The following is a 17,070-nucleotide window of genomic DNA, read 5'->3' as shown; positions in this document are numbered from 1 at the left end:
GCCCAGCCTGAACTATGTCTCAGCCGGGTGAAACCGCATATCCCTGGAAATGGGTATTTTCACAGGAATTTGGCCCTGGCGCGGCTAGCGCTTGCGGCTTTCGAGAAACTCGGAAAGCAGGATGGGCGGGGACAGCACATAGCCCTGCCCGTGGCTGCACCCCATGGACTGGAGCAGGGCGATATCCGGCGCGCTTTCAATGCCTTCGGCGACCACGCGCAAACCGAGCCGCTCCCCCAGCAGCACCGACAGGCGGGTGATTTCGCGCGCCTTCCTGTCGCGGCGGATGCGGCGCACGAAACGGCCGTCGATCTTCAGTTCGGCGATGGGCAGCGCGTTCAAGAGCTGCAAGGAGGCGTAGCCGGTTCCGAAATCGTCCATGCTGACTTGGCAGCCCGCCTTCGCGAATTTCTTCAGCGACCTGCGCAACGGTTCGAGGCGGGTAACAGGCTGGTCCTCGGTCAACTCGATGCGAAACCGCGTCAACGGAATGTTCGCGGCTCCCGCATGGTGCACCAAGGCATCGATCGCGCCCTGGCTGGACAAGGTCGAGGCCGATGCGTTGATCGCCAGGGGCACGTCGATTCCCTGCGCGCGCAGGGCGGCCGAAGCGGCGACCGCCAGGCGGCAGATCTGTTCAAAAAAAGGCAGATCCACGCCAAGGCGATGAACGGCGGGAACGAATTCGGCCGGTCCGATCTCGCCCCTGACCGCGTGAGTCCAACGGGCCAGGCATTCCGCGGCGACCATTTCGCCATTCAGGAGATTGAACTGCGGCTGCAGCACGACGCTCAAGCCGTCGCCGCGCCGTGCCATCAACATGACTTCTTCGTCGCCAAGCTGCTGGCTTTGCGCTATGGCGCGTTTCATACTTCATTCCTGGTGGGCTTGGGGCGAAATTACATCCCGCCACTCTACGACGCTTTGGGAACGAAAAATGTAGGATGATTCAGAATGTGCGCCTCACGCGCTCCAGGATTGCGCTCAAGTTTTGGACCACCGGCACATAGTCGTCCAACAGTTCCGCACGCGCCTGGCCGCCTTCCTCGGCTAGCATTCCCTCGACGCGCAGGCAAAGCTCAACCAAGGCGCCACAGCCCAGCAACTGCGCGGTGTTCAGGATTCGATGCACATATCGCTTGACCTCCGCCCACCGCTCCTGCGTGACCGCCAGCAGCAAGCCATCGACGTCCTTCCTATGGTTCTGATCCAGGCTCCGAGCAAGCTCCGCGGCGATGTCCAGGTCGTTGCCGACTTTGGAAAGCAGCTCGCCGCGCAACACCTCCGCTACCTGCGCCTGCCGGGCTTCCTGCACGGGATGAATGGCCGGAGCCGATGGATTGTTCACGCGGGAATACGCCGTATTGAGTTTTTACATCGAAATTTTCGACTTTCTTGCGAAATCGACCAATTCAACCAGAGACCCGATCTGCAATTTGTTCATTATCCTGGTCTTGTGCGTGCTCACCGTTTTGTTGCTGATGAATAGCGCGTCGCCGATTTCCTTGTTGCTCAAACCCTGAGCCAGCATCTGGGTGACGACCATTTCCTTGTTGGAGAGCAGATCAAGTTTCTTCTGATGGGAATCCACCAGATCCGCGTTGCTGGCCGCCTTGGCCGAGTTCGGAAATACGCTATAGCCCGCCAGCACGGATTCGATGCAACGCACTAGTTCCTTGATTTCCAGACGCTTGCTGGCGTAGCCGCAGGCGCCAAGTTCCGCCACGCGCGGCGCAAATACAGAAGGATCATGCGCTGATACCACCAGTATCCGCAAGTCCGGATTGACGGCAAGGATTCTGGAAATGGCTTCCAGGCCGCCCATTTTGGGCATGTCCAGATCAAGCACGATCAAGTCGGGGCGTTCGCTCCTGGCCAGCGCCAGCGTGTCGACCCCATTGTCCGCCTCAATTATCCGGCTCGCGCTGGGCAACAGCGCAATCTGCGTCCTCAGGACCAGACGAAACGCGGGATGATCATCAACAATCAGCACAGTCGACATCTCGTCCTCCTTCAGTGAATCGTAGACCCGCGAGCCGGCGGTCGCCTGCCATGCGCGAGGATGAAGGATTGCAGCGTCTGCAGATCCACAGGCTTGATCAGCACGGCGTTCATGCTGGTCCGCGCGCCGGAAGCCAGATCGAGTTCAAGTTCGCTCGCGGTGTAGCCCAGCACCGGCGTTGCCGCATTCAGGCCGCCGCCCGCCCTCAGGGCGGCCGTGAACGCGGCGCCGTCCATGACGGGCATGACGCAGTCGCAGATGATCAGATCGAACTCCAGCCGCTCCGCCAATGCCAGGCCAGCCGCGCCGTTCTGCGCGAATTGCGCGGAATGCTTCAACATCCGCAGCTGATGCTTGAGCAGCAACCGGTTGGCTTCATGGTCGTCGATGACGAGTATGCGCAGGCCGCCGGCGTCGGCCGCCGGAGCCGCCGGAGCCGCCGTCACGGCAGCATGTTCGGAAGGCGGCAGCGCCAACGGCAACGGCACCGATATCCTGGCGCCCTGTCCCGCCACGCTGGAAACCTCCAAGGCCCCGCCCATCAACCGCGCGAGCTCGCTACATATGGACAGCCCCAGTCCGACGCCCCCGCCCTGCTCTCTGAACGCCGGCTCAAAGTGCCGCGCGGCCAGCCTGGCCTGAACCTCCGCGGCGATCCCGGGACCGGTGTCCGCCACGCAAAGCGTGATCCACTGGATCTCCTCGGTCGCCCGTCCAGCACTCAACGCGACATCGATGCGGCCATGCTCCGTAAAGCGAATCGCATTGGACAACAGATTGTCCAGCAGTTGCTTGATACGGATCGGATCCGAAAAATGACGCTCCGCGAGGTCGCCGGTAATCTCCAGCGACAGTTGCAGGCCCTTCGCTTCGGCGGCAACCTGGAACGGCGCCACCGTGCTGGCCGCCAGCGCGCGCAGGTCGATGATCTTGCGCCGCAGCTGGAAATGGCCAGTCTCCAGCTTGGATATGTCGATCAGGCCGCTGATCAGGGACAACAGCGATTGAGCCGACTGGCGCGACACAGCAAGCTTCTCTCGCGTGTCGCCAGACAGGCCGCCGCGCTCCAGCATCAGCTCGAGCATGCCGATGATCGCATTCAGGGGGGTCCGGATTTCATGGCTGATGAACGCAAGATACGTCGACTTCATCAAATTGGCCCTCTCCATGTCCAACCGGGTCTCGGACACTTCCCGGAGCAGATCGGGAAATCCGCGAAAACGCGCACTGCCGCCGATCAGGCCAATGGTGATGCCGTCCGCGCCGCGCAACGGCGCAGCCCACGCGGCCACCCCAGACATGGCATCATGCTTGAAGGCATGCTCGCGGACCAGCGTTTCGCCGCTGGCCAGCACCTGGCGATAGTCGCGGATGATCTCGTCCAGATTGGCGGGCTGATCGCTCCCAGGGGCCGGCGCGGACAAGGACGCCAGCGTGGCATGCAGAGGCAGGCCCCAGCCCTCGCTGCGGCAAGTGGCGGCGTACGTCTTGAGCGAGTCGTTGCGCGTCAACAGGTTGAGGTCGAGATCCCGGATGAAAAGCCCGGCGGGCAGCGTATCCGCCAAGCGCGCCAGCCCGGTCAACTCGCCGCGCGCAGACCTGGCGCCGCGAAGGCGCAGCGCGATCCAGACCAACGCGCCGACCAGCGCCGCCGCCAGAACCATGTTCAGGAACACGGAAAGCGTGAATACGGCGCTTGCCTCGCGATGGGCCACTATGCCGCTCCATCGCGCACAAGCCCGCCAGGGGTGCGTACCACAGGCAGGCAGAAAGCCAGCGCCTGTTCCAGGTCCCGCAGGCCCGCAGGCTTCACCAATACCTCGATCATGCCCGCCCGCAAGCCCGCCTCGCAATCGTCGGTACGCGCGTCAGCCGTGTAACCCAGCACGGGGGCAGCGGCGCTTTCACCTGCACCCGCACGCAGCATCTGAACGAACCCGGCCCCGTCCATATCGGGCAGCGCGCACTCGCAAATAATCAGATCGAACCGGCGTCCCCTGGACAGCGCCAAACCCTGCGCGCCGTGCTCCGCCACCTGGACGTCATGGCCGAACAGTTCCAATTGGCTTTTCAGCAGCAGGCGGTTGTCGGCCTGGCTCTCGACAACCAGCGTCCGCAATCCGGTGGCCGGCCGTTGCGCCAAAGCCGACTCGGCGTCTTGCGCCTCCTGGATCAATTGGCCGGCGCCGAGCGCCAACGGCACCCGGACATGGACATGGGTGCCCTCGCCCACAGCGCTGGAAATGCGGATGGTTCCGCCTATGCGGTGCACCATCTGCTGGCAGTAGTGCAAACCCAGGCCGGCGCCATCCGGAGAGGCGCTCAGTCCCGCCTCATAGCGGAACTCCGACAACTTCTGCTGTATGTACGGCTCGATGCCGCTGCCGGTGTCGATCACGGACAGCGTGACCCACTGCAGGCCATTCTCCACTGGCGCGCCGTCCAGGTGTATCCGGACTCCGCCGCGCGCCGTGTGACGTATGGCATTGGACAGGAAATTGTTGAGTAGCTGATTCAACCCTTGCGCATCCAGCAAATGACTGGCGGCCACCTCTGGAGCCACCTCCAGCGTCAGGCTTATGCCCTTCTCATAGGCGCTGGGCGCGAACAGCGCAACCACATCCGCAGCAACCCTGCGCAAGGAAACGGGTGCGTTCGTGCATAGCAGATCACCCCTCTCTATGCCGTGCGTATCGACGATGGACGGAAGCAACCGAAGCAGCGACTGGGCTGAAGATCGCACGGCGGCCAACATCTCTTTCGATTGCCGGGGAGTCGCGGGGTCGAGCGCAGCCATCTCCAGCAGCCCCGCCATGGCGTTCAAGGGATTGCGCACGTCGCGGCTGACCGCCGCGAGAAATCGGGTCTTCATGTCATTGATGCGCTCTGCCCTGCTGTGCGCGCTGACTGAATCGTCCAGCGCCTGACCATGGCCCAGGAAATACAAGCCCTGCGACAGCATGCCTATGACTTGATGGTCAGCGCCCCGCAATGGAAAAACCCATGCCTGATGCCGCGCCTTGACGCCGACCCTCTGCACCTCAAGATTGAAGTCAAAGGCACGCTGCTCACCGCTGGCCATCGCAGCCTGGAACTCTCGCGCCATGACGGCAACTTCCGGGGGCAGTGGAAACGGGTCTTTCTCGCCTGCCGAAAGCAAAGTGAAGTGCTCTGGCCTGGTCCATCCATTCGTGACGACAATGTCGGCGAACCGCTGCAGGCCGGCGCTGAGGCCGACCAGGCGCAGCGACTTTTCCCGCACGCCCATGTCCACGGGCGCTGCGGCAATCAAACGGGCGACTTGTTGCAGGCGCCGCAGCGGATCGCGGCTTTTCATCACGGCGCGTCGCATTACCAGCCCGGCCGACAAAAGCCCAAGCAATAACGCGCCGTTCAATGCCCAGGACCAGGTTGCGGCCGATGCGAGCTGTTGCTGCAGGGACCCGGCAATGATGGGCGCGCCAAACCCAAATAGGGCTATGAGAATCGCGGCCGCCACAACCGACATCCGAGTGCGGACGACACCGCTGCGCTGCATAGCGTTCGCAAGAACTTCCGGCTTCATTCTGGAGAGGGTCGGTGGTCGTGCCTGTGGCTGGATTCGGTACGCGCTGCGCAGCCAGGATTTTATCGCAGAAGGCATGTTGCAAACCCATTGCACGCGTCTGCGGCCCAACAAAATCCACGAAACGTTGCTTTCAAATCACGGCCCAAAGAAGGCCAAAAAATACCAATTAATTCGCCTCATTCGGACAACATTGGCAATTATTGGCAAGAATCGCCAATCATCTTTTTCATATGAAATTTCATACAACAAGAAGGGAGGATTCATACATTTCAGAATTACCGGTTCTTCTAACTTTCGTCTGCCGACGGAATGCAGGCTGCGCGGTTAGAAGGAGCAGACGAATGGATTATCTGGCTGCGCCCTCTTATCAACGTTCGAATAGCACGTTGATAACAATGGGGTCAAACGGAAGTTAATTCCTGAAAACCGAAAGAACGCATTTCGAAAGTCGGACGCCCTCTGTATTCGATAACTCTCGGACGGCGCTTTTGATTATTAATCGACTATCAGGATATTAACTTCCATGAACAAGAACACGATTGCCAAGTTTGCCCTGCTTGCCTCGGCCGCCGCAATTTCCCAAACCGCCCTGGCCGAAGACGGGCGCATTAATTTCGTCGGCGAAATCGTCGATGCGCAGTGCGACATCTCACCCCAAGCGACCAACCTGGTCGTCCCGCTTGGCAAAGTGTCAAGCTCCACCCTGAACGGCTCCGCCGGCAGATACTCGACGCCCGCGCAATTCGAACTCCGTCTGGCCAACTGCGGCGCCGCGGCGAAGGGCGCAAGCGTGACGTTCGCCGGCCTGGCAGACACCATCAAGAAAGACTCGCTGGCCATCGACTCCAACGAACTTAATAGCGCCACCGGCGTGGCCGTCGAACTGCGCGATGCCTTACAGAACAAAATCGCGCTGGGAGCGGAGTCCACCAAATACACGCTGCACGAAGGCACCAACAATATGAAGTTCAACGCCGTCTATGTCTCGACGGGCGAGAAGGTCACCCCCGGCGCCGCCAACGCCACCGCTCAGTTCACGGTGAACTACAAGTAGGCCACTTCGCGGACAGCCGCCCCCTCAAGAAGCAGGGCCGGCCGCCAGCATCCTCGCAGCCGGCGGTTCCTCGGGAACCGCATGGCTTGCGAGCAAGACATCGAGACCCTCATGCTGAAAGACATCGCGCAACGGTTCGCCCTCAAGGCGCGGCCCTTCATGATTTTCGCCCTGGTGGCCACGCTGGCCCACGCCAATGCAGCAGCAGGCGTGCTGGTCGGCGGCACCCGCGTCATTTTCAACGAGAAGAACCGCGAGTCCTCCATTCCGGTCCAGAACACTGGCACGTCCCCTTACATCGTGCAGGCCTGGATCGATGCCGGCGAAGGCAATACCAAAGCGCCGTTCGTGGCCAGCCCGCCGCTGTCGCGGCTGGATCCGGGCCAGGAAAACGTGCTGCGCATACTGCGCCTGGCCGGCAACCTGCCCCTCGATCGCGAATCGGTGTTCTGGCTCAACGTCAAGGAAATCCCGGAAAAGAGCCAGGACGAAAACGTGCTGCAGATCGCGGTGCGCACCCGCATCAAACTGTTCTACCGGCCCTCGGGCCTGGCAGGCAAACCTGGCGAACAGCGTCAGCAACTGCAATGGGCTGTCGCCGCCGGCGGTAGGGGTGCAGTGCTGAAGATCGCCAATCCGTCCGCCTATCACGTCACCTTCGCCACGCTGACCATCAACGGCGGTCAGCAAGAAATCAACGGCGGAATGGTGTCGCCCGGCGGCGCGCTCGAGTACCCCTTGTCCGGCCTGTCCGCGCCCCAGGAGGTGGACGTCGTATTCACGACCATCAACGACTACGGCGCCGAGACCCCAGAGGAGAAAGTCCGCGTGCCCAGCGCGCAGGTCCCTGTCCACGTCAAGGCCGAGCCCATCGCGCCTGCCGCAAGCCGTTGATGCTCGGAGTTCACGCAATGATAGGCATATCGCGGAGGCGCATGCCCCCTACAGCGGCATTGGCATCGCTGTTGCTGGGTCTGGCCTCATTTTCGGGTCAGGCCGCCGAGCCGGCGGGTACCGTCTTCAATCAGGAATTCCTGGGCACGGGCGGAGACCAGCCGCAGGCAGACCTGTCCATCTTCAGTTTCAGCAATAGTGTGCTGCCGGGCGAGTACCTGGCCGACGTGTTCGTCAACGATCAACCCATGGGCAGGAGCAGAATCCTCATCGAGACCCAGGAAGGCCAGAAGCAGCCCTCGGTCTGCCTGACCCGCGGCCAACTGGAGACCTGGGGCGTCAACATGGCCGCACTGCCCGAGTCCGCTGGTGCGGATGGCGCCTGCGTGGACCTGTCCGCCCTGGTGCAAGATGCGGCCGTGCGCTTCGATGGCGGCAAGCAACGGCTGCTTCTGAGCATTCCACAAGCAGCGCTCAAGCGCTCGGCGCGGGATTCGATCGATCCATCACGCTGGGACAAGGGCATCACCTCGGGTCTGCTGGATTATCAACTCAACATGTCGCGCCAGGGCGGAGGAAATTCTTCCGGCGGCGGCGCCGAATCGCCCTACATGGCTTACGCCGGATTGCGCGGAGGCTTGAACTTCGGCGACTGGCGCCTGCGCCACGCCTCCAACTACAACCGCGGCACCAACGGGCGCGGAGAATGGCAGTCGGGGGAAACCAATCTGCAGCGCGACTTGCGCTCGATCAACGGTCAACTGCTGCTCGGCGACAGCTATACGCCGGGCAACTTTTTCGACAGCGTGCCGTTCCGCGGCGTTCAAGTCTATTCGGACGACGCCATGCTGCCGGACAGCATGCAAGGGTACGCGCCGACCATACGCGGCATCGCCCAGACCAACGCCCTCATCACCGTCAGGCAGAACGGCTACATCGTGTACAACGCCTATGTCGCCCCCGGCGCCTTTGTGCTGGACGACCTGTACCCCTCCTCCTCCGGTGGCGATCTGGAAGTCACCATCACGGAATCGGATGGCCGCCAAAACCGCTACGTGCAGGCCTATGCCTCCGTGCCCACGTTGTTGCGCGAAGGCACCTGGCGCTACAGCGCCACCGCCGGACGTTACCGCAGCAACGCCTACGGTTCCAACGAACGCGAGCCCACCTTCCTTCAGGGAACGGCGGCGCACGGCCTGGGCCATGATTTCTCGCTGTATGGCGGCGTCACCGCGGCCAGCATCTATCAGTCCGGCGTAGTGGGCGTAGGCAAAAATCTGCGCAGCTTCGGTGCGATATCTCTGGACCTGACGCATGCGCGCACCTCCACCGAACGCTTGAAAACCCAGGGCCAATCCATACGCTTCCTGTATGCCAAATCCGTCGAAGAATCCGGCACCAACTTCAGCCTCGCCGGCTACCGCTATTCCACCAGCGGCTACCGGACCTTCCAGGAATCGACCCGCATCGACGACTTCGAGCGGGGCAGCAGGATGCCCAGCCGCCGTAACGAACTGCGGTTCGAGGTGAACCAGTCGCTGGGATCGTGGGGTTCGATCTACGCGACGGCGCGTCAGCAGTCGTACTGGCAGACGAATCAGAAGGAGCGGCTGATCCAGGTCACATACGCCGGCTCCTACAGACACGTCAGCTACAACGTCATGGTCGACACAAACACCGGCCTCAACAGCTCGAAAAACCGCCGGGTCATGCTGTCGCTATCGATTCCGCTGGGCTCCACCCGCAGCAGCGCCAGCTATTCCCTGACCACCGGCAACAATGGCGAGACCAGTCACACAGCCATGGCTTTCGGCTCCGCGCTCGAGGACAACCGGCTCACCTACAACCTGGCGGCCACCACTTCCAACCAAAACGGCGCCAACAGCACCGGCAATGCCAGCTACCTTTCCCGGGTCGGCCGCTTCGAAGTGGGCGCGGCGCAGGGACGCAATTACAACCAGATCAACGCGGGCCTGTCTGGCGGCATCGTCGTGCATGCCGGCGGCGTAACGCTCGGCCAACCCCTGGGTGAAACCGCGGCGCTGGTGCACGCGCCATCGGCCGAAAATGTGCGCTTCGAATCGCATCCAGGCGTCAGCACCGATGCCAACGGCTACGCCATCGTGCCGAGTCTGAGCCCGTACCGTTCGAACCGCCTGGCCATGCTCACCGCGGACCTGGGCGACACCGTCGAAGTCAAGAACGCGGCGATGAATCTGGTGCCTACCCGCGGCGCGGTGATACAGGCAGGGTTTGAGACGGTGGTGGGCTATCGCCTGATGCTGACGCTGACCCGCAAGGACAACAGCGTGGTGCCGTTCGGCGCGCGCATCGACAACGAAGCGGGCGAGGAAATCGGCATCGTGGGGCCGGACGGCCAGGCTTTCGTAACGGGGGCACAGCAGTCAGGAACCATGCGCATCGTCTGGGGTCGCGGCGCAGGCGACAGTTGCGGCGTGTCCTACAGCCTGCCCGAGGACGACCGTCCTCCACCGATACGTGAAGTCAGCTACGTATGCCAGTAGTGCCGAATTCAGAAATCGCGAGCCATAGGGACCCTCATGAAATGAAAGACTATCAAGCCAACAAAGGAAGACGCACGGCTGGAACTTTGGCGATCTTGTGGCCGGCGCTGGTGCTATGCGCGTATGCGTCACAGAGCCAGGCGGAATGCGAGCTCGGATCAGGCATAGCCAAGAACGTGATCAATATCGAATTTGGCAACATAGCGATACCGGTGAACGCCGCGAACGGCGCGCGTCTTGCCGAGATACAAATTCCCATCAACCACACGGGAAAAAGTCTCCTCACCTGCAAATCGGGCATTGGAGCGGTGGTGGCGGATATTCGCAAAGGAACGGTCAAAAGCAACCACGTCGTCACAACGAACATCCCCGGCATCGGCATCATGATCGGACTTTACACATCCAGTTCCGGAACAGTCCTCCCGTTCCCGTTTATCTATCCAAGTTCACGTGGCGTCCTCTCGATGGGTACCATCGGCAGAATTCACGTCCAACTCATCAAGATCGCCGGCAACACTGGCAACGGCGCGCTCGACGAGGGGCTGTATGCCACCATGTACTCGAAGGATTCCCCGGACAAAGCCCTGCAAGTGATAGTCAGCGGGCGCGCCACGACCATCATCACCCCTTCCTGCACTGCCGCCCCCACCCCCCCCGTCCAGTTGGGCAAGGTCTGGAAAAACCTGTTCAGCTCGGTCGGCAGTACGGCAGCCGAACAACGTTTCAGCATCAAGCTGAATTGCCGCGAAGCCAAGCCGGAACTGCATAGCGTGTACCTGCGCATGGACGCCAGGCCCGACGCTTCAGGCACGCCCGGCGTGATCGCCCTGAGCCCTGACACCAATGCCGCGACCGGCGTCGGCATCCAGATCCTGGACAAGGACCGTCAGCCCGTCGCGTACGGCCAAAGCACCTTGGTCGGCATGTCCAAGAACGGCGTCTATGACGTGCCGTTCCACGCCCGCTACTACCAGACCGCAGACAAGGTGACCGCAGGTGTGGCGAACGGCTCGGCCACCTTCACGCTGGAATACAAATGATCTTCTCAGCTTCCACGAACCCAAGGCCAACGATCATGAAAAAGACCGCGTTCAATCACACCGTCCATGTCTGCGTCGAAGCCATAGAGCCGGCCGCGGCGCTGGTGCAGGGGCTGGGCGACCGCGCCCAGATGGTGTGCCTGACCCAGTCCGCCGCCAGATTGCAGGAGCAGCTGGCCGAACCCGGCCTGCACCATGTCGTGTTGCACGGCAGCGCGGAATGGCTCGCCTCGATGCTGTACGCGCGCCGCGGCCCCTATGTCGCCGGACTGGTGTTGATGATCACCGCCAATGACTCCTCCAATACCAGGGCCGAACTGGTATGCGCTGGCGCAGACGCCTGCCTGTCCTCGGATGCGGGTATCGACGAATTGCTGGCGGCGCTGAGCAGCCTGGAACGCCTGTCTTCGGCCTTGCGCGCGCGTCTGCAGCGCGAAGCCGTACCCTCGCAGGAGGCGCAGGCACGGCAACGGCGAGCCCTGACGGGGACCGTCGCGAGCGTCCGCGTCACGCCGGTCCGCGAGTGGGCGCTGATCGAGACGGAGAAGACGCTGCGCGCGCCAGACAGCGCCGGCAAGATTGCGCTGAGCAACAAGGAATACGCGCTGTTGTCGTGCCTGAGCGGCCATGACTTCCGGTATCGCAGTATTGCGGACCTGCACCGCGAGGTCTGGCCGGATGCCGCTGGCCGCCCCGCGCACCTGCAGCGCGCCATCGTCTCCAGCGTGGTCGGCCGCCTGCGCCGCCGGGCGCGGCTGGCGGGGATCGAACTGCCGCTGCGCACGAGCTATGGGCAGGGCTATACGTTTGTTCATCCGCTGAGCAGCGCAAACTAGCAGCGGCCGCCAGGCGCCGCGCAGCAAAGGCGGCGGCAAACTCACCCTCGACGCACTTTCGTATTCCTCAGACGCGGAAATCGATGTCTTCCGACTAAATTTCCCGGCCCTGCCCCATACAGTATCCGTACTCGCCGGCATGCGCTGATTCGCGCATGCGGCCGGCGGGTATGAGCCGCCATATCACCGCATTCGCGGTGCCTGGCCTTACAGAAATCCCTCAAGAGATCGACGCCCTCCTGACGCGCAAGGACCCTGGTCCGGCCCGCGCCCGGGATGGTTTCGATCGCCGCGGGCAAGCCTAGCTTCAAAGGAAATACAACATGAAACGCAGTCTCGTCGCCTCTCTCCTGGCATCCGGAGCCTTGGTCTCCGTGCTCGCGCCAGTACCCGCCCATGCCGTCGACGGCGTCATCAATTTCATGGGCGTGATCCGCGCACCCGGTTGCGATATCAACGGCAACACGCCTGGCCTGGGCAACACGCAGACGGTGCAGCTGGGCACGCCCACCCCGGAAGAAGTGGGCCTGGGCAACGCGGTCGAAGCCGAGTTCCAGCTGAACCTTGCTGGCGGCGCAGGCTGCACCGATGGCAGGAAGGTCCGCATCATGTTCGACCCGACCAACGGCACGCCCGCGGGCAACCTGGCGCTGCTGGACGCCGACCGCGCCCCCAACGTCGAGATCCAGATCCGCAACAACGCAACGGGCAACACCTCCGTCATCCCCATCGGCGGTTCGGAAACCACGCCGCAGATCGCCACAATCGCGGGCAGCCCAGGCTCCGCGGAACTGAAGTACGCCGCCAAGTACGTCGAGGTCGGCGGCGCGGCGGGCGCCGGTTCGGGCGCGTCGAGCATCAAGTACCTGCTCTCCTACAACTGAGCGCGGGCCGGTCATGGCGTCGACAGCGCGCATCGTTTCATCCCTGGCGGCCGCTTGCGCCATGACCCTGTGCGCCTGGGCGGCTCCCGCCCGGGCCGGCCTCGTGCTGCAAAGCACCCGCCTGGTCATTTCGCCAGAAACCCGGGACGCGACACTGGCCATCCGCAACGCGGGCGCCGGTCCCGTGCTGGCGCAGAGCTGGCTGGACGACGGCAATGCCGATACCTCGCCAGTGGACATGCGCGTGCCTTTCGTCCTGGCGCCAGCGGTCGTTCGGGTGGACCCCGACAGTGGCGCGGTGCTGCGAATCTCATATACCCGCGAGCCGCTGCCTGCCGACCGCGAAAGCCTGTTCTATCTCAACGTGCTGGAAACGCCGCCGCGCGACCCGAACGACGCCAATGTGCTGATCTTCCAGTTCCGGTCGCGCATCAAGGTGTTCTTCAGGCCGGGTTCGCTGCGCCCCCATGTTCAGGCCGCGCCAGGATTGCTGACCTGGAAGCTGAGCGGGCAGGCGCTGGAGGTCACGAACCCGACGCCCTACCACGTGTCCTTCGCGAGCGTCGATCTGATCGCGGGGGGCAGGCGAACCGCCCTGGAAGGCGGCATGGTGGCGCCCTTCGACAAAACGCGCTTCGCCTTTCCGGCACGCGCGCCCAAACCTGCGGGCAAAGTCTCGGTCCAGTACGAGGTCATCACCGATTACGGCGGAACCAGCAAGAACGAGAAGACCGTTACCGAATAAAGGCGCGGCGCAACTTAGACCTGCGCATCACAGAGCTGACACGTCCCGATGGATTACCCACACGCAAGGGCTTGCCCCCGCTTGCCAAACCTCGCTCGTCCCGCGAGCCCGCGCCCGGCCGCGTTCAGGTCGGCATCCGGCCTTTCTGCCGCTCTGCTGGCGGCGGCGGCCTGGGCCGCGCCCGTACACGGCAAGCAGGCGTTCTTCGACCCGCAGATGATGTTCCAGGGCGCCGGCGGCACGGCCATCGACACGAGCCGCTTCGAACGCGGCAACCTCATGGAGCCTGGCCTGCACCGGCTGGACATCTACGTCAACGGACAGTGGCGCGGCGTGGAGGAGATCCAGTTCCGCCTCCTGGCCGGCAGCGACGGCGCCACGCCCTGTTACGACGACGAATTGCTGGCGCGCCTGGGCCTGGACACGGACAAGGCCGCGCGCGGCGACGGCATGCTTGCGCTGTCCGCAACTGCAGCCTGCAGCGAGTTGTCGCACTACGTGCCCGGCGCGCAGGTCAAGCTGGAGGCGGCCGAGCAGAAGCTTTACCTCACCGTGCCCAAATACTATCTGCGCCTGGCCACGCCTGGCGCCTACGTGGATCCGTCGAACTGGGACAGTGGCGTGACGGCGGCGCGACTGAACTACAACAGCAATCTCTTCACGTCGGACAGCCGGGGGACGCGGACCACGCGCGGCTATGCCGGCCTGAACGCCGGCATCAACGTGGGCGCATTCAGGCTGCGCCACTACGGCAGCGCCACCTGGTCGCCCGGCCACGGCGCCAGCTATCAGCGTGGCTATACCTACCTGAAGACAGATGTGCCGGCATGGAAGTCGCAGCTGCTGATGGGCGAAAGCTCCACCGAAGGCGATCTGTTCGACTCCGTGTCGTTTCGGGGCGTGCAGCTGGTCAGCGACGAACGCATGCTGCCCAGCGCGCTGCGCTCCTATAGCCCTACGGTGCGCGGCACCGCCAACAGCAATGCCCAGGTATCGGTGTACCAGCGCGGCTATCTCGTGTACGAAACCACGGTGGCGCCCGGCCCCTTCGCGATCGAGGACCTGCAGGCCGCTGGATACGGCGGGGACCTGGACGTGCGCATCGTCGAGGCGGACGGCAGTTCGCGCAGCTTCGTCGTACCCTTCGCCACGACGGTCCAGTTGCTGCGGCCCGGCACCAGCCGCTACAGTTTGACCGCCGGGCGCGCGATAGACCTGGGCATGGGCAGCAGCTCGCAGTATCTGCTCCAAGGCACGTTCAAGCGCGGACTGGGCGACATGTACACGGGTTACGGCGGCCTCGCGTTCACCCGACACTATGGCTCCGTGCTGGCGGGCGCCGCGGTAAATACCCAGATTGGGGCATTCGCGGCCGACATCACATTGTCCCGTGCCGATCTGCCGGACGAAGGCGCCCGTACCGGCGCCAGCTACCGCCTGTCGTACAGCAAAAACCTGCCGAACAGCGGCACCAACTTCTCGCTGCTGGCCTACCGCTATTCCACCAGCGGCTTCGTGGGCCTGCGCGAGAGCATCGCGCTGCAAGGCACGCCGCAGCGCTACCGCTGGTTCGGCGACATGGGCCGCACGCGCGGCCGGCTCGACGCCAACATCAGCCAGCAGCTGGGCGCCAACGGCGGCAACGTCTATTTGTCGGGTTCGGCCATCCAATACTGGCAAGGCCACGGCAACACCATCAATTTTGCGCTGGGCTATAGCAACCGCTGGCGCGATGTCTCCTATTCCTTCGGCGTGCAGCGCATGCAGAACCTCGCCACGCGCAGTTCCTACCGGGGCGGCGGTCGCGACAACTCCACCCTGATCACCGTGAATCTCTCCATTCCCCTGGGGCGGGCCGAGCGCGGCGCCCCCACGCTCAACACCTATTACAGCGCAGACTCGCGCGCCGGCGCCAACGTCACCACCTCGGTCGCCGGCACGATGGGCGAATCCGACCGCGGCACCTATTCGGTGTCGGCGTCTCACGCCAGCCGCGAGAACGCCAACTCGGCAAGCGCGAACATCGGCTACCGCCTGCCGCAGGCCTGGGTGGGTGCGGGCATATCTCAAGGCTCCGGCTATCGCCAGGCATCGCTGAACGCATCCGGCGGGGTGCTTGCCCATGCCGGCGGCGTGACCTTCTCGCAGACGCTGGGCGAAACGGTGGCGCTGGTCCGCGCCGACCACGCCGAAGGCGCGCAGATCGGCTATGGCGGCGATCGCCTGGACGGCCGCGGCTACGGCGTCGTCGCCAGCCTGAGCCCTTACCAGCTCAACACGGTCGACATCGATCCGCGCGACATCCCCGACGACGTGGAGTTGCAGGCCAGTTCGCGCAATGTGGCGCCGCGCGCTGGCGCGGTCGTGCTGCTGTCCTATCCCACCCGCGTGGCGCGGCCAGTACTGATCGACGGCCGCCAGGCCGACGGCTCCGCGTTGCCCTTCGGCGCGGAAGTGCTGGATGCCGCCAACGACAAGCCGGTGGGCGCGGTGGGCCAGGGCAGTCGCATCGTCATGCGGGTGGAACAGGATCGGGGCCGCGTCATCGTGCGTTGGGGACCCGGGCCACAGCAGCGCTGCGCCATCGACTACGCCTTGCCGGAGCGCGCGCGGCAGCGCGACCAAGGCTATGACGAGCTCTCCCTCACATGCGCGCCGATGCCGGCGGACGGCGGCGGGCCAGCGAGCCCCGGCCCGCTGGCGCGTCGATGATGCGCCTGCGATCCTGCCGGGCGATTCTGCGCGCATGCGCGCCATGCCTGGCCGCCGGCCTGCTGACGACCGCCATGGCGGCCTGGGCGCATGCGGGCCTGAGCGTGATCGGCACGCGCTTCATCTACCCGGCGCAAGCCAGGTCGCTGACGATACGCACCGGCAACTCGGGAGACGCGCCCATTCTGGTGCAGGCGTGGCTGGACCAGGAGCAGGCGCAGACGCGCACCGACCCCAGCAAGCTGTCCGCGCCCTTCGTGCTGACCCCGCCAGTCTACCGGCTGGATGGCGGCGAGCGCAGGGCGCTGGAACTGCGCTACACGGGCGGGTCCCTGCCGCAGGACCGCGAGTCGGTGTTCTGGATCAACTTCCTCGAGATCCCCTCGCTGCCGCCATCACGCCGCAACCGGCTGCAGCTGTCGGTCCGGCTGCGGATGAAGGTCCTGTTCCGCCCCCCGGGACTGCAAGGCAAGCCGCGGGAGGCTCCGGCACACGTCACGTGGAAATATGGGCGAACCGGCGACGCCGCCGCGCCATGGCAGCTGGAGGCGCGCAACCCCACCCCTTTCCATGTGTCGCTGGCGCGGCTGGAGATCCCCGCCGCTACCGGCATGCGGCGCCTGGAGGGCTTGACGCTGCCGCCCTACGCCACCAGCCGGTTCACGCTGCCCGCCGGCCATCAACCCGAGGCAGGCACCACCACGCTGCACTATGAGGCGGCCGACGACGCCGGCGCCCTGGTCCGCGGCGTGGCGACGCTCGCGCCCGCAGACTGAGTCCGGGCAGGTCCCGGCATCCAGGAGAACACCC

Annotated in this window: 14 protein-coding genes; 9 read left to right on the top strand and 5 right to left on the bottom strand. The window is 64.0% G+C overall.

Annotated elements, in window-relative coordinates:
* Positions 1-84: 84 nt before the first annotated feature.
* From AC6LKD_RS16605 to AC6LKD_RS16585, 5 genes are all read right to left on the bottom strand, one after another.
* Complete coding sequence (locus AC6LKD_RS16605; protein ID WP_013396613.1) at positions 85-870, bottom strand: EAL domain-containing protein; 786 nt, start codon at positions 868-870, stop codon at positions 85-87.
* 79 nt (positions 871-949) lie between these two features.
* The gene (locus tag AC6LKD_RS16600) at positions 950-1,348 is read right to left on the bottom strand and encodes an Hpt domain-containing protein (protein ID WP_498116849.1); all 399 of its coding nucleotides are present in this window, start codon (positions 1,346-1,348) and stop codon (positions 950-952) included.
* Positions 1,349-1,372: 24 nt separating this feature from the next.
* Positions 1,373-2,002: a response regulator gene (locus tag AC6LKD_RS16595; RefSeq protein WP_498116847.1), complete on the bottom strand. Its 630-nt coding sequence runs from the start codon at positions 2,000-2,002 to the stop codon at positions 1,373-1,375.
* A gap of 11 nt (positions 2,003-2,013) precedes the next feature.
* On the bottom strand, positions 2,014-3,717 hold the full coding sequence (locus AC6LKD_RS16590) for an ATP-binding response regulator (protein ID WP_498116846.1): 1,704 nt from the start codon (positions 3,715-3,717) through the stop codon (positions 2,014-2,016).
* On the bottom strand, positions 3,717-5,645 hold the full coding sequence (locus AC6LKD_RS16585; protein ID WP_498116844.1) for a hybrid sensor histidine kinase/response regulator: 1,929 nt from the start codon (positions 5,643-5,645) through the stop codon (positions 3,717-3,719). The genes AC6LKD_RS16590 and AC6LKD_RS16585 overlap by 1 nt, the downstream gene beginning before the upstream one ends.
* A gap of 448 nt (positions 5,646-6,093) precedes the next feature.
* Between AC6LKD_RS16585 and AC6LKD_RS16580 the strand changes: the two genes are divergently transcribed.
* The 9 genes from AC6LKD_RS16580 to AC6LKD_RS16540 all read left to right on the top strand — a co-directional run bounded on the left by AC6LKD_RS16580 (position 6,094) and on the right by AC6LKD_RS16540 (position 17,036).
* A complete protein-coding gene (locus AC6LKD_RS16580; RefSeq protein WP_498116843.1) occupies positions 6,094-6,624 on the top strand; it encodes a fimbrial protein in 531 nt (176 codons plus the stop codon).
* Positions 6,625-6,735: 111 nt separating this feature from the next.
* Entirely contained in the window at positions 6,736-7,518 is a 783-nt protein-coding gene (locus tag AC6LKD_RS16575) for a fimbrial biogenesis chaperone (RefSeq protein WP_498116841.1), read from the top strand.
* A gap of 41 nt (positions 7,519-7,559) precedes the next feature.
* Positions 7,560-10,043, top strand: a complete 2,484-nt coding sequence (locus AC6LKD_RS16570; protein WP_498116839.1) for a fimbria/pilus outer membrane usher protein — start codon at positions 7,560-7,562, stop codon at positions 10,041-10,043.
* Positions 10,044-10,084: 41 nt separating this feature from the next.
* Positions 10,085-11,083 carry a fimbrial protein gene (locus AC6LKD_RS16565; RefSeq protein WP_498116837.1) on the top strand — a complete coding sequence of 333 codons (999 nt, stop codon included), beginning with the start codon at positions 10,085-10,087 and terminating at the stop codon, positions 11,081-11,083.
* Between the two features lie 35 nt (positions 11,084-11,118).
* Positions 11,119-11,919 (top strand): winged helix-turn-helix domain-containing protein, encoded by an 801-nt coding sequence (locus AC6LKD_RS16560; RefSeq protein ID WP_498116835.1) that lies wholly within the window; start codon positions 11,119-11,121, stop codon positions 11,917-11,919.
* 323 nt (positions 11,920-12,242) lie between these two features.
* Entirely contained in the window at positions 12,243-12,803 is a 561-nt protein-coding gene (locus tag AC6LKD_RS16555; RefSeq protein ID WP_013396623.1) for a fimbrial protein, read from the top strand.
* 13 nt (positions 12,804-12,816) lie between these two features.
* Positions 12,817-13,548: a fimbrial biogenesis chaperone gene (locus tag AC6LKD_RS16550; RefSeq protein WP_498116833.1), complete on the top strand. Its 732-nt coding sequence runs from the start codon at positions 12,817-12,819 to the stop codon at positions 13,546-13,548.
* Positions 13,549-13,629: 81 nt separating this feature from the next.
* Positions 13,630-16,260, top strand: coding sequence for a fimbria/pilus outer membrane usher protein (locus AC6LKD_RS16545; RefSeq protein ID WP_498116831.1), 2,631 nt, complete (start codon positions 13,630-13,632; stop codon positions 16,258-16,260).
* Positions 16,257-17,036, top strand: a complete 780-nt coding sequence (locus tag AC6LKD_RS16540) for a fimbrial biogenesis chaperone (RefSeq protein ID WP_498116829.1) — start codon at positions 16,257-16,259, stop codon at positions 17,034-17,036. Before AC6LKD_RS16545 ends, AC6LKD_RS16540 begins: the two co-directional genes overlap by 4 nt.
* Positions 17,037-17,070 lie beyond the last annotated feature (34 nt).

This window comes from Achromobacter sp. D7-1 (assembly GCF_059760445.1).
This window is presented reverse-complemented; position numbering and strand designations above follow the sequence as displayed.